The sequence below is a fragment of the Arcticibacterium sp. SM2516 genome (assembly GCF_057914865.1).
On record NZ_CP195290.1, the window covers coordinates 2,154,756 to 2,175,669 of the forward strand.

The window sequence follows — 20,914 nt, forward strand, 5'->3', positions numbered from 1 at the left end:
TAATTAAAAAAAACAATTACCCAGAGGCTTTAATTACAAAAAAAACAAACGCTTATTTATTCCCTTGCAGATAAGTCACTAAAGAAGCTAACTCTTCATATGAAAGTGAATTTGCCAAGCCAGCTGGCATCATGGAGTTTTCCATTTCTTCACGGCTTTTGATGTTCTTTTTGGCAATTTTAGAAGCATTACCACCGATGTCTCTTAACGTTAGTTCATCTGCAGATTCTGAAGTCACAAAACCCATGAACGACTTACCATCTTTGGTTTCAATCAAGAAAGAGGCAAAACCTTGAGAAATAGAAGCGTTTGGTTTCAAGATAGACTCCGTAATCTGGTCTCTATTCATAATAGAACCAATTTGACCCATAAACGGTCCTTTCATCACTTGCCCTTTTTCTATGCTATGACAAGCAATACAACCTTGACTCATGAATAATGCCTTACCCTTTGAAGCATCTCCTTTAATCTCACCCATGGCCAGAATCACATCTTCTATGGACGCCTCTCCTACTTGACCTTTCTTGTTTTTAATGGCGTTAAAATCTACTTTGTTCACTACTTCTTCTGTTTCCTCCGCCAAAGCAGTCCCTAGTTCGGCTATGTCCATTCTATTTCGGTCGTTTAACCAAGCAAAGAAATCTGCTTTTTCAGCACCACCTGCTTCCATTTCTTTCAACAAGAAATCCTTTATGGCATCCGAACCTTCCCAAGTGATTCCTTTATAATATGGTCCGTGCGTGTCTGGTCTTGTACTCCACCACCAGCTACCATCATAAGGGGCTTCTTTGGTATAAATTCTAGCAAGTGTACTAAGTACAGCATCTTTATCTTCAGCATCCTCATAAGCGGCAATAAGACCATCAACCACTTTGGTATCGTGCATGTATCTTAAAGTCCATAGGGCCAGTTTAGGATTGTTATCAATGGCATCAATAGTTTCATCGACCGCATTCAATGCGATTAAAGAGCGTACTGCTAAATGGGGTAAAACAATCGCCGAATTTGGTGTAGCATGTGGCCCTTCCTTTCCTGTTTCTGGTATTTTGGCAGATGCCGGAACCTGAATTTCTAATAAAGTTTTAGCCGTTTCTTTGTTGCCCAATCTTCCTAAAGCGATAATCGCAGTAGCTTGAACACGAGGATTTGCATCTTCCACCGCGGCTATAAAGGGTTTCACAGGCACTGCATCCAAACAAGTTTTCCTATCTGCCAAGGCACGTAGAGCAAACTCACGCATCTTATCTTCTTCGCTTAATTTCAATAATTCTGACACGCCATTACCGCAAGCGGCCTGAGCATAAGTATATACGCCTGCCACACGTACTTGCAATGACAATGTTTTGTCGGTTGCTACTTTCAAGGCTGCAGCCGCAGCTTCGGCCGCTGGTCTTTTCAATAAGGCTTGCTGGGCATGGAAACGCGTTACAGAATTTCCAGCTTTTAAAAGTTCCGCTAATTCATCTACAGAAGCAGCCTTCAAATCCGGGAAGGCTTCATATTTCCAACCTTTAGGAACTACTTTCACCACATAGCCTTTATCTGGATTCCCTTTATATCCTGCTCCGTCCCATGCTGCTAAAAACATTCTTCCAGAACCGTCTACGTCCACATCAGAAATTTGGGCAAGTTTAATAAACTCCTCGTCGCTTTGTGTGAAAGTTGGACCATCCATCGTTACTCTGTGAATGTAGAGCTGACTTTTACCCCAATCTGCCATCATAGGCACATGATTATACGCTACTGGCCATCTGTCGTCGTCCATAAAATAACTACCCGTTCCAGACCCGCCACCTAAATCTTTTAGAGCAGGAATAATTTCGTCTGTAAAGTTTTTGAATAAAGTAGGATATCCTAATTCAGCACTCTGCTGATAGTGAATAAAACGAATGTTCCAACCACCGCCGTCATTGGTATTTCCCCGGGTATAAATATTCATAAATGGGTCAATAGCCACATCATAAATATTACGCGTACCATGAGCGTAAACCTCCATTTCTGTACCGTCAGGCCTCACACGTACTATTCCACCACCTAACATGGTCATTTTATTGCCAGAGGCATCTTCTGCTTCGTGGAAACCAAAGTCACCAACAGCAACATAAATCCAACCATCAATACCCATTCGGATTCCGTTGGTAGCATGGTCTGTTCCTCTGCTTCTTAGCGATTCAGGCGAACAAATGTTTTTTATGATCGGCTTAGAAGGACCATCGGCCACGCCATCTTGATCTTGATCTTCAAAAACCACTAAATCCATTCTAGCAGCTTCTCCAGTGGTTGCGTCAAAAACTGTATGTAACACAAAAACCTCATCACCCACGGCCATAATACCTCTTGGGTTATCCGTTTTTGCAAATTCTATATGCTTCTCGTAAATTCCGTCATTGTCGGCATCAATCAATTTTACAATACTTCCTTTACCGGGATCTTTTCCTAAAGAACCCATCATATCGACGCCCACAAAGACCTCCCCTGTAGGTAAAACAGCTAAACAAGCCGGGCTGGGTACTACATCTGGACCTGCAATATTTTCCATGATCAAAGCCGTGCTGTCTGGCTCAAAAGTAGCAGGGTTAAAACTCGCTGGGTTGAAATATTCTGTTAGTTCCTGTACATCAGCAGTTTGATTTTGGGAACAAGAAAACAGCGTTAAAAGGCTTAGAAGGGCTAAGTATTTATTGGACATTGTTAATAGATGGGATGAATGCTAAAATTAAATTCAAAGATAAAACTATTGATTCATAGGTTTTTACTGTTAAACCTGCGACAAAGAGATAACGGTAGATCCAATCTTTTATCAAATGCCTAAAACTCTTACTCACAAGGAACTGTGGTATTGTGCAAATGATTGCTTTATGCAAAGACAGACCGAAAAATCCTTTGCTCGCTTGCTCTAATAATAAATAAACCTGTCCTAATAAATGAAAATCGATCCCTTGTTCGTTAACAAGAAATAAATCTAAGTTTTCATCATCTCCTTTCTTATAAGTGCGTAAATTCATCTCCCTTAAACAAAGTTCTTTTTTAGTGGCACTTTGTATAGCCCAAAATATAGAAATAATGAGAAACAAAACTGGCGTAATTCTGGCAATCATACTCTTACCTTTTTTATCCAATTGTCAAACAGAATTAGCCCAACCAAAGACCTTTCAAAAAACAGTTATCACCAGAGAGTTCCTCTCTGAAGGTGTAGGCGTGGCCGACTTAAACAAAGATGGCTTAAAAGATATCGTGGCCGGCTATTACTGGTTTGAAGCACCAAACTGGACCAAACATGAAATGGCTCCAGCAAGGGCATTTGACCCACGAAAAGAATACAGTAAGTCTTTTTTGAATTTTACGCTTGACGTCAACCTTGATGGTTGGGAAGATGTCGTGAATATTGACTACCCGGGCACTCCAGCCTATTGGTTTGAAAACCCAAAGAATGAAGGAGGGTATTGGACCAAACATATCATTGGCGACTCCATAGGTATAGGAAATGAATCGCCTGGTTTTGTTGACATAGACGGTGATGGCAGAATAGACTTACTCTGTGGCGACGTAAAGACGAATCAGATAATTTGGCTTCAGGCTCCTACAAAAAAAGGTGAAACTTCATGGACACGGCACGCCCTCACGGCCGAAAAAGTTTATGGTACAGAAAGATTTGCTCACGGACTTGGTTATGGAGACATTAATGGCGACGGAATTAAAGATGTAGTTATTAAAGATGGTTGGTTTGAAGGTAAAGCCGATAAATCTTCTGGAGACTGGCGTTTCCATTTAATTAAACTTAGCGAAGATTGTTCTCATATGCAGGTTTTAGACATCAATAAAGACGGCCGAAACGATATTGTTACAGCTTCTGCTCACAAACTGGGCATTTGGTGGTTTGAACAGTTAGAAGATGGCAATTTCAAGAAACATTTAATGAGCGAAACGACCTCGCAAACGCACTCCTCTATAATGGTGGACCTCAATAATGATGGTAAAGAAGACTTTCTTACCGGGAAAAGGTACCTCGCTCATAATGGAAATGACCCTGGAGATGGAGACGCACCTCTTTTAATGTGGTTTGAATTTACCCCGGATACCGCTCCATACTATAAAGAGCATTTAATTGACAATGACTCTGGTTCAGGATTAAATTTAGCCGTGGCAGATATGAATAATGATTTCAAAACGGATATCATTATCTCCAACAAGAATGGGGTTTTCTTAATGATTAATGATATCCCAAATAAGGAGCTGGATTGACAAGCGTTTGTGCTACAATTTCGTAAGAACATGCTTAAAATTCATGTCATGCATTAATCATAGGACAAAAAGAGAGGCTGCCCCACAAATGTGAGACAGCCTCTTTAAAAATACCTTTTTTCCTAACCTAGTGCTGGAGCTACCGGAATTTCAGTAATAGTTTCTATTGTTTCAAGATGAGATTTGCTATCCCATACAAACTTGAATACGTTAACCGTAACATCAATCCTATTCAAATGTTTTTCACTATCCCTTCTAGGGTGCTCTAATATTCTTCCTTTCATCACCTCCGCTGCATTCAGAAACTGAGTTTGCTCCGCTATACTCAAATTCAAGAAACTACCACTGGCAGTATTATATTTTCCCACTACTTCTTGAAATGTGTGCCATGGGTTTTCCATTTTGATTTCCGTTCCACCCAAATCTATATTGTTAGCGGCTTTAGATTGAAAAGAAAAGGTAGTTAAACCTAAAATAAGAACGATTGATGCTGTTAGCTTTTTCATAAAATTGTTTCTAATTGTTTTAAATAATCTGCTTCTTTGACCCAATCGGCATGAAAAGGTTTAGTCTCTTTTTTAGCGTATTCTACCTATCAAGCAGCTTCCTCTACCAAAGGCAGAAAATAATCTACCATCGGGTATTAACCAAAAAAAAGACCTCCCAAAAGGAAGGTCTTCTTCTTATAAAACGAGTAATAACGCTATTTACCCATTGGCGAAGCATCACAATCCACATCGCCTACAGCATATTGTAAGCCGTCTAAGAAAAACTGCAATAATTCTGGCGTAAAGCTTTGTGCATTATGAGATGGAGAAGAATAAAAGATACGTCCCTTACCATGATTTTTAATCCAAGAAACGTAACGAATAGCATCTCCATCAGGATTTCTTAATCCTTCTATTTTCGAAGCTTCAAAATATAGAAGAGGCCTAAAGTTCTTTTTTGTATACGCTTTGTCGAAAATATAAGGTTCATCTTTATGTGTAAAACCTTTACCATTAAATGCCGCAACTAAAGGGTGATTGGCATCCACCAATTCAACATCAATTTTCTGTTGTTTAGGATGGTATTCAAAACTACCACCCATCATTTCACTGAAAGCCATGGACTTATTCTGCATCACTATACCACCATGCAAACTCATTACTCCACCACCTTTTTTCACATAAGTTATAAAGTCTTTCTCCATTTGGTGTGCCTTTTTCATCGCCTGAACAGAGTCTAAACCGGCCTTATTTTTAAGTACGTCCCAGAACATATCTCGGTGGTCTCCTACGCTACAGTTATTATTCATCACAACGGCGTCGTACTGCTTCAAGTTTTCTTTCTCTAAAGCGAATATGTCTTTGGTATAGGTCATATCAAAACCACCAGCTTTTTCCGCTATAGTTTTAATCATTGCCTCAGTGTGAGGAATAACCCAATGATTGAACCCTGTATGTAGCGAAAAAACTAAAACTTTACGCGTTTCCTTACTTGGATATGTAAGTTTGGCAGGGGCCTTGTCTTTAATTTCTTTAAGCCATGCATTATTCAGTTCTACTTCTGGTAAACTTTGAGCATTTAATACGCCGCAAAATGCCAAAAGGCCAAGTGCAAGAAAAGAGGATATTTTTATTTTCATTTCAGAGAGGGTTGAGTATTTATGAATGCAAATTAATCAGACTTTTGCTAAAACTCAGCCTGTATCAAAGGCTTAAAACTAGATAAATAAGGCTTTGATACTTTTCTTACGATTTCTGATGCCTTTCTACTAAAGAATCTTAATCCGCTCTGCGGTATCTTTCAATTATCACATCACACTTATTTAATTCAAGCACTGAATCTGAAAGCGACACAATGGACCAGTCACTGCATGATAAACAATTAATAGCTGCACAGCTCGCATTTAAAGGTGGTACACTTAGTTTTATTGTCTATCCTTTAAGAACGTATTTTGTGAAAGTGCAGCAGACAGTTGGAGTTTCCCCAGCCCATAAAATATCACCGTCACTGGTAAATTCTAAAGATGGAAGCAGAATATAGTTGGTCACAGGAGTCCAATCTGTCCACTCTCCTTTTTCATCCTTTGTTTTTTTCTCATAGGCGTTTTCCCATTTCCCTACCAGTTCTTTCGGTTTGATATTGTTTTTCCCACAAGCTCCCACCAAAACCACCAACAAAATACCAAGTACCGTTTTCATAAGCTTCCTTTCTATAAATTCTAAACCTTTATTTACCCCTACGATATTTAATCATTGAATTGTCACAAATATTAACTTCCAAGGCTGTATCTGTTAACTTTTCAATAGTCCATGCATCACAACCAGCACAGAATACCAAAGCACACTCTTCTGGTATTCCTGCAGAAGTATTGAATTTAATGCTGTCATTAAACAGTTCATAATTCAAATAGTTACAACAAAATTCAGATGGTTTTCCATCCCATAATACTTTCCCATCACTGGTGAATTCTAATTGAGGAAGTGCCACTAAGGTATTGATGGTGGTCCATTCTGTCCACTTCCCTGATTCATCCTTGGTTTTAACTTCATAAGCGTTATCCCATTTTCCAATGAGATCCTTCTTTGGGCTTGTGGTATTTCCTGAACCACAAGAATACACCGTACCTAAAATTGCACTGATTAATAATAAGATTTTCATATTTGATATTTTAACTGCTTTTAAAACTCATAACTCGTTCTGAAGGTTGTATGGTAACTGGGTAAAACTAAATGAGACTATAAAAAAAATCAACAAGATTAGCTCATCTCTAAGCTACTATTAAAACAATAAAAGAAGATTTTATAAACCAAAGTCAAACTATTCATGTACTTTAAAGCGAGCTTGAATAGGTTTAAGAGATATCTTCTAGCATCAAAACTATGGTTATAAAGAAAGACAAATTAGGATAAAAAAAATCTTTCATTCAATGAGATACTTTTTAAGAAAAGTAAAGAAAAAAAGAACATATCTTTCGCATGATTTTGGCATGCACTGAAGTTTATGACAGTCTCAAAACCAGTACATTTACAAACCAAAATAACACCTTTTACAGAAGAACTTAATTTACAGACGATAACCAATAAAATGAGCAAAATAGACATAGATAATATTGAATTAGAATATCTATCAGAAGACGACTACGAGGAGCTTAAAGCTGCCATGATAACGTCGTATAATTCTATGCCAGATTCTTACTGGAAAAGACATCACATTAAATCTTTAATTTCCAAATTCCCTGCAGGACAGGTGGTTATGAAAATAAATGGCGAATTAGCTGGATGTGCTTTATCCATTATTATAGACGACGAAATTCTTCAAGGTAACCATACTTATAAAGAAATTACGCAGAATTATACTTTTGATTCTCACACAAATGCCGGAAATGTATTATACGGTATTGATGTTTTCATTAAACCTGAATTCAGAGGATTAAGACTGGGAAGAAGACTTTATGATTACAGAAAGGAACTGTGCGAAAAATTAAACTTAAAGAGTATAGCCTTTGGAGGTAGAATACCGAATTATCACAAATATGCCACTGAGCTCACACCTTTACAATATATTGAGAAAGTAAAAAGAAAGGAAATCCATGATCCCGTTTTAAACTTTCAAATATCAAATGACTTTCACCCTGCAAGAATTTTAAGAGGTTATTTAGAGGGAGATGAGGCTTCAAACGAATTTGCGGTATTGCTGGAATGGGACAACGTTTATTACGAGAAACCATCTAAAAAGGCAACTACAAAGAAAAAAGTTGTAAGAATTGGTCTTATTCAGTGGCAAATGCGTCCTTATGATAATTTAGAGGAGCTTCTGGAACAGGTGGAATACTTTGTGGATGCGGTATCTGGATATCGTTCAGATTTTGCATTATTTCCAGAGTTTTTCAATGCACCTTTAATGGCAGCCAACAATCACATGTCTGAGCCTGATGCCATTAGAGAATTGGCGAAATACACCGAAGAAATAGTTAAAAAATTCTCTGAACTGTCTATTTCCTATAATATCAACATCATCTCGGGGAGTATGCCCGAAATGAAAGATGAGCAACTCTATAATGTGGGTTATCTCTGCAGAAGAGACGGTACCGTGGAGCGTTATGAGAAAATTCACGTAACGCCAGATGAAGCCAAAGTATGGGGTATGCAAGGCGGAACTGGTCTAAAGGCTTTTGACACTGATTGCGGAAAAATTGGTATCCTAATTTGTTACGATTCCGAATTCCCTGAGCTAAGTAGATTACTGGCAGACGAAGGCATGGATATCCTTTTCGTTCCGTTTTTAACAGATACTCAGAATGGCTACTCCAGAGTTCGTTACTGTGCTCAGGCCCGAGCCATTGAAAACGAATGCTATGTGGTTATTGCCGGAAGTGTAGGAAACTTGCCAAAAGTGCATAACATGGATATCCAATACGCTCAATCTATGGTATTTACACCTTGCGATTTCGCTTTCCCTGCCAATGGTATAAAAGCAGAAGCTACCCCAAATACGGAAATGATTTTGATAGCAGATGTGGATATTGATATGCTTCGTGAGCTGAACCAGTTTGGTGCAGTAAGAAATTTAAGAGATAGAAGGAAAGACGTTTACGAACTAAAGAAAGTATAAGTATAGTTATTAAAGCTTTCAAAAAATTGGTCCGCTTGGTTTATACTGAGCGGATTCTTTTTTTACATTTGAATCAGCAAAACTTTATAGCAGTTGGAAGAGATACGTAAGATTTTTGAGGAAAACACAAAGCTCTCTGACGAAGACTGGACTTACTTTTTGTCAAAGCTAAAGCGTCTAGAAGTTCCTAAAAAAACAGTACTTTTAAACGCTAGAAATGTAGAGAACCACCTCTCTTTTGTTCAAAGTGGTATTATCCGGTATTATATTCCTAATGTAGAGTCTGACCTCACATTTGCATTTGTTTTTGAAAACTCATTTAGCTGTGCCTACGACTCTTTTCTGTGCCAATCTCCCTCCAAATACACTGTAGAAACCATTTCAGATAGCATCCTTTGGCAATTAACCTATCAAGACCTAGAAGATATTTATAAAAACACAGCAGCCGGAAATACTATAGGTAGAAAAGCCAGTGAAGCCTTATTTCTAAAGAAAGCGAATAGAGAATTATCGCTCTTAAACGAAACTGCCGAAGAAAGATACCTCAACCTTTTTACAGAACGACCTGAGTTAATCCGTCAAATACCGCTTCGGTATATTGCCTCCTATATTGGGATTACGCCCCAAGCTTTAAGCCGTATCAGAAAAAGGATTTCTTAACTTGGGTTCATTGTCTTGTGTTTTGCAAAGCATGACCTTTGTTAAAAAATCAAACAATATGAAGCCACTCTTTATTCTTATCGGTTCTTTTCTGATTAGCCTGCTCGTTTTAAAACTAATAAACAAACAAGTTGACGTTCAGTTGGCGGGTAAAATAAGCATGGCTATCATGTTGCTTTTTACAGCTTTGGGGCATTTTATGTTTACCAAAGGCATGGCAGGGATGATTCCAGAAGCCATTCCTTTTAAAACTGAACTTGTTTACGCAACAGGTTTAATGGAAATTCTCTTTGCCATAGGTTTACTTTATCCCAAATACAGCTACTTAACAGGCATAATTCTGATTATATTTTTCGTGCTAATTTTACCTGCCAATATCAACGCTTCTCTGGATGGTTTAAACTACCAAACAGGAAAACTGGACGGACACGGCCTCTCCTACCTATGGTTCAGAATACCGCTACAGTTGCTCTTTATTGCTTGGGTTTACTTTTCCTCCGTTAAGAAATAATTCTTTTTTAAAACATGGATTGCAATTCACTTATTATGAATATCTTTAAATTAATACCCTATTGAAAACTATAAAAATAACCCATGATAGCCACCCTTTTAAGCAAAGTCTTTTTGCCTCTTTCTCTTGCCATCATCATGCTCGGAATGGGCATGACCCTAGTTCCAGGCGATTTTGGTAGAATTATCAAATACCCAAAAGCCGTCATCATTGGCCTTACCAATCAACTTATTTTTCTACCTATTATTGGTTTCTTGTTAGCTATTGCCTTTGACCTTGACCCAACCATGGCGGTAGGAATCATGATTTTGGCTTCTGCACCTGGCGGGCCTACCAGTAATTTAATTAGCCAAGTGTGTAAAGGAAATATTGCCCTCTCGGTTACTTTAACGGCCTTAGCAAGTTTTGTAAGCATGCTTACTATTCCATTTATCCTTTCCAATGCTCTTGAGTATTTTGGTTCAAGTACTGGTCAAACCATTAAACTACCGATACTAGATACCATACTTCAAATCATGGTGATTACCGTCATTCCAATTTCGATAGGTATGATAATCAGGAAATATAAAGAGAACTTCGCTGATAGAATGGAAAAACCAATGCGTACAGCCTCGACCGTAATTTTCATCATTATATTTTTAGCCGTCATCGCTGCTAATTTTAACCTTTTAGGAGAAGCTCTAAAAAGAGTTGGCATCGTCACCTTACTCCTTAACCTAGCGACCATGGGCATTGGCTTTATGACCGCGAAAATCTTCAAACTTGATTTTAAAAGTGCTATTTCCATTACGATAGAAAGTGGTATTCAAAACGGCACGCTGGCTTTTGTGATAGCTACAACCATCCTTAATAATGTTGAATTAGGAATTCCTACAGGAGCGTATTCTATCTGGATGTTTGTAACTGGAGGTATTCTAATGTGGAAGTTGGGGAAGAGAGAAGCGGTGTAGTTCAAGAGAAATGCATAAAAAAGCCGTCTGAATCCAACAGACGGCTTTTTGTTTTTTTATAATAAGCTCACAGGAAACTCCGCAAAGCTGTCTGCCCATCCAATCTTAATATGTACAGCTCCAGTAGTAGCTTTATACATCGTGATGGATAAGGCTTCTACATTTTCTGTGGTTTTTGACACTTTGCTGGTCACACTTGCCAACTCTTTTGATAAATCAAAATTATAAACACCCCAGCCATTTACTGTTGGGTGAAATTTCAGTGTCCAACTGTCTTCCTGAGGAATAATGTACATTGCGTAAGTTCCTGGAAAAAGCATAACATCGCCTATTCTTACTGGAGAATAGAAGGTAACTTCGGTAGTTTCATTGGCACCAATTCTCCATTCTTTTCCAAACTTCACCAATCCTCCAAAAACTTCTCTTCCTTTGGCCTGAGGACGAGAATAAACGATTTTAATTTGCGTCATTAAAGCCGCCTTTTCGTCTGCGGTTTCCGCAAAAGTAAGGTCATGTGCCGCATTATTAGGATAGTAAGACGCATCTAAAGGGCTGGCGTCTAGCTTAGGGAAGTCTTGAGCGGAAAGTTGAATCGAAATAAGTGCAAAAAGCACAAAGGTTAGTTTTCTCATTGATTAGTTTTTTATTGATTTAGAGTTACGAATTCATAATGCCCAAGGTTTGGTTTTAGTTCAGCTTTTAATGCTGAAACCCTTTTCTTTTAATAAATTTAAACAAAGGTGTAATGATTTGGGATTTTTGCCACTAAGTAAGAAAAAGAAATATTGAGTAGCGACTTTTATAAAATATCTATTCTACCATTCTCAGGAATAATTATCAAGTTATGTCGGGCTTATACCAACTCCCAAGAAGACTTTGAAGATTATTTTCAGGAGGTTTGTTTACAAATTTGGAGGAGTAAGGGAAACTTTCGTGAGGAGTCAGAATGGAGCACATGGGTTTACCGTATTTCATTAAATGTTTGTTTGACCTTACTTAAAAAGAAGAAAAGCAAGACACAACATTTTGTTTCCGACTCCATACCCAGCGAAGAAACAGAAAATAATTTTGCGTTTTCAGACGAATCATTAAACCTACTTTATGATGCCATTAGAAAGTTATCCGAGATTGATAGGGCCATCATTATGCTTTATTTGGAAGAAAAAACCTATCAAGAAATCGCAGATATTATAGGCACCAACCCAAACAACATTGGTGTACGTGTGACAAGAATTAAAACAAGATTAAAAAAACTTCTCGATGGAAAAATCAATTGAAAATATATGGAAAGAAGGCTTTCTTAAAAGTGATGCCTTGATAGCTCCAAAAGTCAATAACCTGTATAATAAAAAGTCAATTCACATCATTGACAAGTTTACAAGGATGTTTAGAATAAACCTGATTGCGATAGTAGCCTTCTCTCTTGTTTTCTTGCTTATATCATTTTTGGTAGGCATACCAGTAATGGGTCTTATCTTTTTTGTAACGCTGAGTGTGCTGGTAGTAATCAATAAGCAATTACTGAATGGATTATATAAAATAGACAAAGGAGAAAGCAGCTACCACTATTTAAAAGCATTTAACGAATGGCTTAACAAACAAGTGACTATTAATAAAAGCATTGCAACATTTCTGTACCCTATCATATTCTTGTCCATTATTCTAGGTCTTTGGTTTAAGGATGCTCATGGCGTTTTTTTAGGAGAAAGGTTAGTCACCAAAACCTTAGAACACTTCCCTGACCTCTACCTAATATTTGGAATTCCGCTGATAGGAATAGCAGCAATCATTTTAATTATGGGCATATTGGCAATCTTCGGTGGCAGAATTTATAAATGGGACTTAAATCTGATTTACGGAAGGGTATTCAAAAAACTGGAAGAACTATTGGCCGATTTGGAAACCTTGAGGGCATAAAAAATCACTATTATTAAAAAATAATTTGCCTCAAGGTGTAATAATTCAAGCTGTGAGCCACTAACCAAGAAAAAAACAAACAATCATGACATTACAAGAAGCCAGAAACTTTTTTGAAAACTTAAAAGACGAAGCAAGCAAAAAGTCCGAAATCAAGATATATGACAAGTTAATTCATATTCTAAGCGAATTAAATACCCGAGCACTTTCAAGCGAGGAGCTAAAATCGGTGGAAAACAAACTTACCAATTTGAATTTTACATCTGAGCAAAATCAAAGTATCAAATTCTTCAAAAAGGCACTAATCGATTTTGAAAAATTCTTAAAAGAGAGTCTTTCCTTAATCTCAAAAGGCCATTATACCAATATTGGTTTAGGTTTAGGGATGTCTTTTGGAGTTGTCTTTGGAATAGCAGTCTTATCCAGCTTTGAAAGGTCTATCGGTATAGCTCTTGGTATTTCTATAGGAATGATAGTTGGTTTAATAATAGGTCGAAATATGGATGCCAAAGCTTTGGCTGCCGGAAATGTGATTTAGATCAAAAAGAAGAGCCACTTGATTTCATTTCACAAGTGGCTCTAAAGATGACTTAAAAAACTAATTACAGTACGGTAATAGGAAACTCCGCCATTGAATCTCCCCAACCAACTTTTATCATTACTTGACCAGATTCAGCTTTATACATGGCTATAGATAAAGCCTCAATAGTTTGGCGAACATTAATAACGTTTGCTGTTACACTTGCCAAATCCTTGGAATAGTCGTAACCGTAACTTCCCCAACCGTCTACAGTAGGATGTACTTTTAAAGTCCAACTATCTTTAGTTGGTACACAGTAAAGCGAATATCTACCAGCGGATAAAACGGTTTGTCCTATCATAACGGGCGAATAGAAAATAATTTCGGTAGATTCATTCGCTCCCATTCTCCATGGCTCCTCAAACTTCACCAAACCTCCAAAAATCTCTCTTCCATTGGCCAATGGTCTAGAATATGTAATTCTAATTCTCGGCATTATAGCCGCTTTCTCTTTTGCCGTTTTAGCAAAAGCAGCTCTATGTGCCCCATTTGGATAATAAGCCACATCCATGATACTTTTATCTATGGGTTCAAAATCTTGAGCAGAAACCTGAAAAGCAAAAAAGCTTAGTAAAATAAGTAGTGTTTTTTTCATGTCTTTTAATAAGGTTTTATATATAATAGTTCAATTTAGGAAAAATACAGGCCAAATAGACAAAATAAACCATTTGAACGTATCTGATTAAGCATTCCTTGAAGAGGCCCAATGCCTGCTGAAAGAACTTTGAGCATTAAAATATTAAACATAGAAAATTGAAAAGCATATTACTCCTCGTTACCGTTGCCTTGATGGCTCAATGTACCAAAAAAAATACCGTGCCCGCCTCAACAGAAAGCTCCGGCTCTTCCATAAAATATTTAGCTTTGGGAGATTCTTACACTATCGGTGAAAGCGTTAGCCCGTCTGGCAGATGGCCAGTTCAGCTTGCAGAACAGCTCACCAGAAAAGGTTTAGAAATGGATGACCCAAAAATAATAGCTCAAACCGGATGGACTACAGATGAACTCGATAAAGCCATTAACCACAGTGCTCCCAAGAATAATTACGATTTGGTATCCTTGCTTATCGGGGTCAATAATCAATTCAGAGGTAGATCGGCTACAGATTTTAAAAGAGAATTTGAACCTTTATTAGATAGAGCGATAGGTTTTGCAGGAGGGGACAAATCAAAAGTATTTGTGGTTTCTATTCCAGATTATGGTTTTACGCCTTTTGGTCAAGGCAGAAACCCTCAAAAAATAACACAAGAGATAAATGAATATAACCAAATTCAGAAAGACATTTGTACGGCAAGAAACATTGCGTTTTTTGACATTACCCCCATTTCTAGGAAAGGACTTCAAGATACTGATTTAGTAGCCGGCGACGGACTACATCCTTCTGCTAAAATGTATGGTCAGTGGGTTGATTTAATGCTAAATGATGTTCTATCTTTGGTAAAACCATGACAAACATCAAAGCCAAAGTAGCTCGATTAGACGAAGAAGACCCACTAAAGGCATTCAGAAACGACTTTGTTTTAGACGCAAAAACAATCTATCTGGATGGTAACTCTTTGGGGGTTTTGCCTAAGAAAACAAAGCAAGTTTTAGAAGAAACCATCAATCAAGAATGGGGCTCCAGTTTGATAAGAAGCTGGAATCAAGACTGGCTAAAAAGCCATCAAAGGATAGCCGGAAAAATAGCCAAACTTATTAATGCAGAACCCGACGAAGTCATTATAACCGACAGTGTTTCTGTTAACTTGTATAAACTGGCTTTCGCTAGTCTGTCTTATCAAAGCCACAAAAGTGAGATAGTTACAGATAGTTTCAACTTCCCCAGCGATCTATATATCCTTCATGAATTATGTCAACAATCTTTTAAAGATAAAACATCCCATGTGGTAAATCAGGAGAACTTTGAGCAAGCCAATAAGAATATTTTAAATGCCATTTCTGAAAACACTGCTCTGGTAAGTTTAAGCCATGTCACTTTTCAAAATGCCTTCCGATATGACGTGAAGCTTATCAATGAGAAAGCGACTGTAAACGGAGCTCTCAACCTTTGGGACTTGAGCCATTCTGTTGGTGCGGTGCCTATTGATGTCAAAGCTTTAAAAATGGAAATGGCCATAGGCTGCACCTATAAATACCTGAATGGCGGACCTGGTGCTCCTGCTTTTCTTTACGTTTCAAAAGCATGGCAAAGTCGACTTCAAAACCCGATTACGGGTTGGTTTTCACATGCTGCTCCCTTTGACTTTAGTCCTACTTTTAGAGCCTCAGATGGCATACAAAACTTTGCCGTAGGCACACCTCCAATATTGTCTACCAAAGCGATTGAGCCTGGTGTTGATATCTTCTTAAAAGCAGGAATTCAAAACATTCAAAACAAATCGGAATTATTATTTGAATTATTCATACAGTTATTTCAATTATTTCTGAAAGAAAGGAATTACAAAATAGCAAGCCCAATAGCAGCTGCTGAAAGAGGATCACACATCGCTTTAACACATAAAGAAGCCTACCGAATAAATCTTTCTCTGATTCATCCACGTATAAATAGAAAGACCATCATTACTGACCATCGTCCACCAGACATCATTAGAATAGCTCTTACGCCTTTATATTTAAGTTTTTCGGAACTCTGTGAAGCTGTAATAAGGTTAGTAGAAATAGTGGACTCCAAAGAATTTGAAAATCATTCGCCTGTAAAAACAGGTGTTATCTAAAAAGAATAAATTATGAAAAGTGTATTAATCGCGATGCTGTTCTTATTCAACCTTCAAGAATGTGAAAGCACCAATCAAACACAAAACGTGGTAGAAACACCAGCAGCAGAACTTGCCAAATATGAAACCGCCTACTTTGCCTCTGGTTGTTTCTGGTGCGTAGAAGCCATTTATGAAAGCTTAGAAGGCGTAAAGGAAGTAGTTTCTGGCTATTCTGGAGGTAAAGAGAAAAACCCGACCTATCAACAAGTTGGTTCACACAGAACAGGTCATGCAGAAGCAGTAGAAGTATTTTACGACCCAGCCGTGATAAGTTATGCGACCTTAGTAAAAGTATTTTACGGTTCGCAAGACCCTACTACTGTAGGTCAGCAGCCCGATTTTGGAGACTCTTACCGCTCCGTAATTTTCTATAAAAATGCCGAAGAAAAAGCGATTGCAGATGCCGCTAAAGCAGCCATAGCGAAAGACTACAAAAAACCAATTGTAACTGAAATAATACCTTTTGAGAAGTTTTGGAAAGCAGAGGATTATCACCAAAACTATGAGAAGCTTAATCCAAATCAGCCTTATGTGAGGTCGGTTTCTATACCGAGATTGAATAAGTTTAAAGCTAAGTTTCCAGAATTATTGAAGAAGGGAGCGTAAAGATTATTGTTCCAGTGAATGATATTTATTATAGGTATCAATAATCTTTTTGATATGTTCGTATCGATAGTATTCCTTTTCAATTTTTCGCTTTAAATCCTTGTTATCAGCAATCAACGGAACAATGGTTTGCAGAAAATTCTCTTCAGAAAGAAAGTAGACCATTCCTTTCTTATTCAAGACATAAATAACCGAAAACTTCTTAGCATAAATAGTTGCTTTCACCCTAATTCTTCTCCTCGCTTTGTTCGCCACCACAAAGACTGTTGGCGTGGGGGCGTCCAAAATCTTATGTTCAATGTATAAGTTAATGGCTCCTAAGGCAAATATTTCCATTAATTTCTGAACTTCTTTATTACCTTGTTTGAATCGAATATTTTGATAACCTACTGACTCAGTAACCAGGTACTGTACATCGCTGGTCTTTATGCTTTCTTTTTTACCCGTTTCATTCCTATAAATTGGTATTCTTTTACCGAAAGACCTTTCGCTTGGAACCTTACAAAGAATAGTATCATTACTTATGGTGACAATAACGCCCTCAATAAAGGCATTCTGGGCAAAGCCGAGATTACTTCCCAGCAAAAGAAGTATGGATAATTTTAAAGTTTTCACGCCCTAAATAAGTTGAAAAAATTCTAATTGCTCAAAACTTTTTCGGCAGAAACCCGAATTACCCATCATAAAACCTTTGTTTAACGACAAATGGCCTATAATCCCGCGTTTTTAATAACCTCCGCATACCACAGTGCCGAGTCTTTCGGCACACGGTTTAGCGTTTCCTCTTCTATGTAAGTTATGCCAAACTTCTTATCATAACCCGAAGCCCATTCGAAATTATCCATCAACGACCATATAAAATAACCACCCATATGCACACCATTTTCTATGGCACCATGAACAGCAGAAAGATAACCATCAAAGAAGGCTATTCGGTCTTTGTCCTCCACTTTTCCATTCACCAGTTTATCATCAAAGGCACAGCCATTTTCTGTGATATAGATTTCTGGATTGTCGTATCTGGCGGCTATCCATTCCAGTAACTTCTGGCAGCCCCAAGGCACTATGGCCCATTTCATATCTGTCAGTTTCCAGTGAGGGTCTACACTCAGATTCACATTCTGATCTTCCGAAAGTCCTCCATTACCATAAACACTTCCTTTGTCCGTAATGTCTGTGGCATCTGAGGCAAACATGGTGGTGTAGTGATTCAGTCCAAAAAAGTCGGAGGAGTTTTTTAGTAATGCCTTCTCCTCTACTGTAAATGTTGGTAATCTATCTCCCAGCCTCTCTTTCATTGATTCCGGATAATCGCCTTTATAAATTGGGTCTGCAAACCAAGAAAGAAAAAACTCCAAAGCCCTTTCTGCAGCTTCCTTATCCTCTTTTGAGTTTGTTAGTGGCTCACGCCAATCACAATTGTTCGTAATTCCTATTCTTCCTTTTTGCGTAGCTCTATATTTCCTATTATAAACATCTACGGCCTTACCATGTGCCTTTAGTAGATTGTGCCCTGCAATATATGGCAAATCACCAGACTTTTTCCCTGGAGCAAAAACACCATGTCCATAGCCTAAAATAGCCACCACCCAAGCTTCATTTATGGTAATCCAATGCTTCACGTTTTCGCCAAAAGCCTCGAAACAGACATCTGCATAAGCCGCAAAAGCATCAGAAATATCATCCCCAATCCAACCATCCATCTCAAATTGCAAAGATGCAGGTAAATCCCAATGATAAAGCGTTACCCATGGCTCTATGTCATTTTTAAGCAGTTCGTCTATCAATCTACAATAGAAATCAATTCCCCTTTGTTCTACTTTTCCTACACCGGCTGGTAAAATACGCGACCAAGAAATAGAAAACCTATAAGCTTTTAATCCTAATTTTTTCATTAGAGCCACATCTTCTTCTATCCTATGATAATGGTCGCAGGCTATATTTCCAGTATCTCCCTTGGCTATTTTACCTGGCGTCATACAAAACACATCCCAGATAGAAGGTCCTTTACCATCTTCGTTCCAGCCTCCTTCTATTTGATACGCAGAAGTGGCTCCACCCCATGTAAAATTTTTTGGGAATTTTTTCATTTCTTTTGTTTTGTAAAACACACCTCCTTACTAGACTTGGTTTAAACGCCAAGCTAAATATGGTTTCAAAAAGGAAGTATCTTAATTAATTATCTTTTGGTAAATTATCAAACCAAGTTCTTTTCAAAATCAGGGTGCACAAAATGGCTATGCCAAGTGTAACGAGCATAGGCAGTGTTTCTAAGAAAACCAGATAAATAGGGAATATCACTAAGGAGGTTTGCCATACAATTCCGACAGCCACATTAAACATATCTCTTTTGAAGAATGTCTTTCCTGTCCAGGACGGATCTTCAGCCATTACTTTCTCACGTATTGGTCCCCAGAAACCCCATGGAGTTACGTTTTTATAAAATGATTTCAGCGTTGCCTCATCCGTAGGAGGGGCGGCATAGGTTCCAGCTATGGCTCCTATCAGAGCTATCAATAGCATCAACGGAAACGTGTATAAATCTAAAACGCCATCGAAAATAAATCGAAACGATAAAGCAGGCACTAAGCCCCCAACCATACCCCAGAAAAAGCCACTTCCGTTAAACCTCCACCAGTACCATTTTAGCATATTAGAAGCCACATAAGAGCCATAAAGACCAGACACAATCCATTGTAAAACATCATTGACATCTTTGGCATAAAAACCCATTACAATACTGATAAGCACCATGATGATACCAGCCGCCCAGTTGGTCTTCTTTATGGTATCATTATCTGCCGTGGGATTAATATGTTTGAGATAAATATCATTCACAATGTAAGCCTGTGTGGCATTTAGCGTACCAGCAAACGTAGACATAAAAGCAGCCAGTAAACCAGCCAATAATAAACCCAATAAACCTACCGGTACAAATTCATTAATAGCTGAAGGTAATATTTGTTCAAAATCAATAGCACCTCCTACGACCAAATCAAGCTTATCATAAAACACCAAAGCTAAAGCCCCAAAACCAGCAATCATGAAATATCTCAAAGGCATCAAAATAGCACTAACTGAGCCACTCATTAAGGCGGCTTCTCTAGGCGACTTTGTTGATAATATTTTCTGCATGTCATAGGTAGGTGCCGGCCCAGCAAAAGACACCAACAAGCCCTTCATGAGCATCATCATAAAAAAGACGGTAAATAAGCTATAGCCATCACTCGCTATCTTATCGTTTACTTCAGGAATAATGTTAGTCCAATCTAAATCTAGATGTGTTCCAAAAAATGGACTCATCCAGCCATCGGGTACATTAAGACCATTGGTAGCCACCGCATTCATCGCAATTACGCCTATTACTATTCCAGAAACGGCCATCAAGCTATATTGCATCACATCAGCCCAAACAATACTCATCATCCCTCCTAAAAGCGAGTAAAACACGGCAAAACAAGTAAAAATGATTCCGTAAAAATGCGGCACATATTCTAAAGGAATATCAAAAGGGATGTAGGCAGAAACCACCTCCCAAGGCACAAAGATTTCAACAAACTTTCCAATGCCAATAAAGCCATAGGCCAGATAACCTAAGCCTAAGATAATAGCAAAAACTACTATCACTGAATGTGACATAGAAGCCCCTCTGCCACTAAAACGGGTATTTATCCACTCGGCACCTGTGGTTACATTAGATTTCCTTAACCACATGGAAAGGAAAACCATCAAAAATATCTGATTGAAAACGGGCCATAGAAAAGGAATCCAAGCAGATTTAAGTCCGTAGACAAAAAGTAAAGTAACCAGCCACATGGTACCAGAAATATCAAACATACCAGAGGCGTTTGATAAACCGAGCAAATACCATGGGATTTTATTTCCACCAAGCAAATAGTCGCTTTTAGAGCGTTCTGCTTTCTTTTTTAATACTAAACCAATCACTACGGTTGATGCTAAATACAGCAGAATAATAGCGATATCAATAAAGGCTAACTTCATAATACTTCTATAGGGTTAAGATCGTTCTATCGAAAAGCAGGATTAATTAGACTCTTTTCGCCAATAAATACAAGTTTCTCTTGTTTACTTT

The 20,914-nt window shown here is 38.0% G+C and carries 22 protein-coding genes; 11 read left to right on the plus strand and 11 right to left on the minus strand.

What is annotated here, in order from left to right; genetic code table 11:
• Window positions 1-52: 52 nt before the first annotated feature.
• Window positions 53-2,689: a DUF7133 domain-containing protein gene (locus ACSBFT_RS08970; RefSeq protein WP_489604343.1), complete on the minus strand. Its 2,637-nt coding sequence runs from the start codon at window positions 2,687-2,689 to the stop codon at window positions 53-55.
• Window positions 2,679-3,098: a hypothetical protein gene (locus tag ACSBFT_RS08975; RefSeq protein WP_489604344.1), complete on the minus strand. Its 420-nt coding sequence runs from the start codon at window positions 3,096-3,098 to the stop codon at window positions 2,679-2,681. Before ACSBFT_RS08975 ends, ACSBFT_RS08970 begins: the two co-directional genes overlap by 11 nt.
• On the opposite strand from ACSBFT_RS08975, the gene ACSBFT_RS08980 reads away from it, so the two are divergent.
• Complete coding sequence (locus ACSBFT_RS08980; protein ID WP_489604345.1) at window positions 3,064-4,242, plus strand: FG-GAP repeat domain-containing protein; 1,179 nt, start codon at window positions 3,064-3,066, stop codon at window positions 4,240-4,242. The two genes, ACSBFT_RS08975 and ACSBFT_RS08980, sit on opposite strands and share 35 nt — an antisense overlap.
• 122 nt (window positions 4,243-4,364) lie before the next feature.
• On the opposite strand, the gene ACSBFT_RS08985 is transcribed toward ACSBFT_RS08980, so the two are convergent.
• The 4 genes from ACSBFT_RS08985 to ACSBFT_RS09000 all read right to left on the minus strand — a co-directional run bounded on the left by ACSBFT_RS08985 (window position 4,365) and on the right by ACSBFT_RS09000 (window position 6,888).
• The gene (locus ACSBFT_RS08985) at window positions 4,365-4,748 is read right to left on the minus strand and encodes a hypothetical protein (RefSeq protein ID WP_463045828.1); all 384 of its coding nucleotides are present in this window, start codon (window positions 4,746-4,748) and stop codon (window positions 4,365-4,367) included.
• 197 nt (window positions 4,749-4,945) lie between these two features.
• Complete coding sequence (locus ACSBFT_RS08990; RefSeq protein ID WP_489604346.1) at window positions 4,946-5,869, minus strand: ThuA domain-containing protein; 924 nt, start codon at window positions 5,867-5,869, stop codon at window positions 4,946-4,948.
• A 292-nt stretch (window positions 5,870-6,161) separates the two neighbouring features.
• The gene (locus tag ACSBFT_RS08995; protein ID WP_489604347.1) at window positions 6,162-6,428 is read right to left on the minus strand and encodes a hypothetical protein; all 267 of its coding nucleotides are present in this window, start codon (window positions 6,426-6,428) and stop codon (window positions 6,162-6,164) included.
• Between the two features lie 28 nt (window positions 6,429-6,456).
• Window positions 6,457-6,888: a hypothetical protein gene (locus tag ACSBFT_RS09000; protein WP_463045832.1), complete on the minus strand. Its 432-nt coding sequence runs from the start codon at window positions 6,886-6,888 to the stop codon at window positions 6,457-6,459.
• Between the two features lie 426 nt (window positions 6,889-7,314).
• On the opposite strand from ACSBFT_RS09000, the gene ACSBFT_RS09005 reads away from it, so the two are divergent.
• The 4 genes from ACSBFT_RS09005 (at window position 7,315) to ACSBFT_RS09020 (ending at window position 10,962) form a co-directional block, all read left to right on the plus strand.
• The gene (locus tag ACSBFT_RS09005; protein WP_489604348.1) at window positions 7,315-8,841 is read left to right on the plus strand and encodes a bifunctional GNAT family N-acetyltransferase/carbon-nitrogen hydrolase family protein; all 1,527 of its coding nucleotides are present in this window, start codon (window positions 7,315-7,317) and stop codon (window positions 8,839-8,841) included.
• Between the two features lie 93 nt (window positions 8,842-8,934).
• Window positions 8,935-9,501, plus strand: a complete 567-nt coding sequence (locus ACSBFT_RS09010; RefSeq protein ID WP_489604349.1) for a Crp/Fnr family transcriptional regulator — start codon at window positions 8,935-8,937, stop codon at window positions 9,499-9,501.
• Window positions 9,502-9,559: 58 nt separating this feature from the next.
• Window positions 9,560-10,012, plus strand: coding sequence for a DoxX family protein (locus ACSBFT_RS09015; RefSeq protein ID WP_463045835.1), 453 nt, complete (start codon window positions 9,560-9,562; stop codon window positions 10,010-10,012).
• An 83-nt stretch (window positions 10,013-10,095) separates the two neighbouring features.
• Window positions 10,096-10,962, plus strand: a complete 867-nt coding sequence (locus ACSBFT_RS09020; protein WP_489604350.1) for a bile acid:sodium symporter family protein — start codon at window positions 10,096-10,098, stop codon at window positions 10,960-10,962.
• A 56-nt stretch (window positions 10,963-11,018) separates the two neighbouring features.
• Here the strand turns inward: ACSBFT_RS09020 and ACSBFT_RS09025 are convergent, their stop codons facing one another.
• On the minus strand, window positions 11,019-11,594 hold the full coding sequence (locus ACSBFT_RS09025) for a DUF2911 domain-containing protein (RefSeq protein WP_489604351.1): 576 nt from the start codon (window positions 11,592-11,594) through the stop codon (window positions 11,019-11,021).
• Between the two features lie 153 nt (window positions 11,595-11,747).
• Here ACSBFT_RS09025 and ACSBFT_RS09030 point away from each other — a divergent pair, with 153 nt between their 5' ends.
• From ACSBFT_RS09030 to ACSBFT_RS09040, 3 genes are all read left to right on the plus strand, one after another.
• Window positions 11,748-12,239, plus strand: a complete 492-nt coding sequence (locus tag ACSBFT_RS09030) for an RNA polymerase sigma factor (RefSeq protein ID WP_463045838.1) — start codon at window positions 11,748-11,750, stop codon at window positions 12,237-12,239.
• Window positions 12,223-12,879: a hypothetical protein gene (locus ACSBFT_RS09035; RefSeq protein ID WP_489604352.1), complete on the plus strand. Its 657-nt coding sequence runs from the start codon at window positions 12,223-12,225 to the stop codon at window positions 12,877-12,879. Before ACSBFT_RS09030 ends, ACSBFT_RS09035 begins: the two co-directional genes overlap by 17 nt.
• 85 nt (window positions 12,880-12,964) lie before the next feature.
• Window positions 12,965-13,417 carry a hypothetical protein gene (locus ACSBFT_RS09040; protein WP_489604353.1) on the plus strand — a complete coding sequence of 151 codons (453 nt, stop codon included), beginning with the start codon at window positions 12,965-12,967 and terminating at the stop codon, window positions 13,415-13,417.
• Window positions 13,418-13,481: 64 nt separating this feature from the next.
• Here the strand turns inward: ACSBFT_RS09040 and ACSBFT_RS09045 are convergent, their stop codons facing one another.
• Window positions 13,482-14,054: a DUF2911 domain-containing protein gene (locus ACSBFT_RS09045; protein ID WP_489604354.1), complete on the minus strand. Its 573-nt coding sequence runs from the start codon at window positions 14,052-14,054 to the stop codon at window positions 13,482-13,484.
• 158 nt (window positions 14,055-14,212) lie between these two features.
• Here ACSBFT_RS09045 and ACSBFT_RS09050 point away from each other — a divergent pair, with 158 nt between their 5' ends.
• Genes ACSBFT_RS09050 through msrA form a run of 3 tightly spaced genes read left to right on the plus strand, consistent with a single transcriptional unit; the run spans window position 14,213 to window position 16,821 of the window.
• Complete coding sequence (locus ACSBFT_RS09050; protein ID WP_463047457.1) at window positions 14,213-14,908, plus strand: SGNH/GDSL hydrolase family protein; 696 nt, start codon at window positions 14,213-14,215, stop codon at window positions 14,906-14,908.
• Window positions 14,905-16,173, plus strand: coding sequence for a kynureninase (gene kynU, locus ACSBFT_RS09055; RefSeq protein WP_463047456.1), 1,269 nt, complete (start codon window positions 14,905-14,907; stop codon window positions 16,171-16,173). Before ACSBFT_RS09050 ends, kynU begins: the two co-directional genes overlap by 4 nt.
• Before the next feature lie 12 nt (window positions 16,174-16,185).
• The gene (gene msrA / locus ACSBFT_RS09060) at window positions 16,186-16,821 is read left to right on the plus strand and encodes a peptide-methionine (S)-S-oxide reductase MsrA (RefSeq protein WP_463047455.1); all 636 of its coding nucleotides are present in this window, start codon (window positions 16,186-16,188) and stop codon (window positions 16,819-16,821) included.
• A 3-nt stretch (window positions 16,822-16,824) separates the two neighbouring features.
• On the opposite strand, the gene ACSBFT_RS09065 is transcribed toward msrA, so the two are convergent.
• From ACSBFT_RS09065 to ACSBFT_RS09075, 3 genes are all read right to left on the minus strand, one after another.
• Window positions 16,825-17,436 (minus strand): hypothetical protein, encoded by a 612-nt coding sequence (locus ACSBFT_RS09065; protein ID WP_463047454.1) that lies wholly within the window; start codon window positions 17,434-17,436, stop codon window positions 16,825-16,827.
• A gap of 95 nt (window positions 17,437-17,531) precedes the next feature.
• The gene (locus ACSBFT_RS09070; protein ID WP_489604355.1) at window positions 17,532-18,911 is read right to left on the minus strand and encodes a GH1 family beta-glucosidase; all 1,380 of its coding nucleotides are present in this window, start codon (window positions 18,909-18,911) and stop codon (window positions 17,532-17,534) included.
• 85 nt (window positions 18,912-18,996) lie between these two features.
• Window positions 18,997-20,823 (minus strand): sodium:solute symporter family protein, encoded by a 1,827-nt coding sequence (locus ACSBFT_RS09075; RefSeq protein ID WP_463047452.1) that lies wholly within the window; start codon window positions 20,821-20,823, stop codon window positions 18,997-18,999.
• Between the last annotated feature and the right edge of the window lie 91 nt (window positions 20,824-20,914).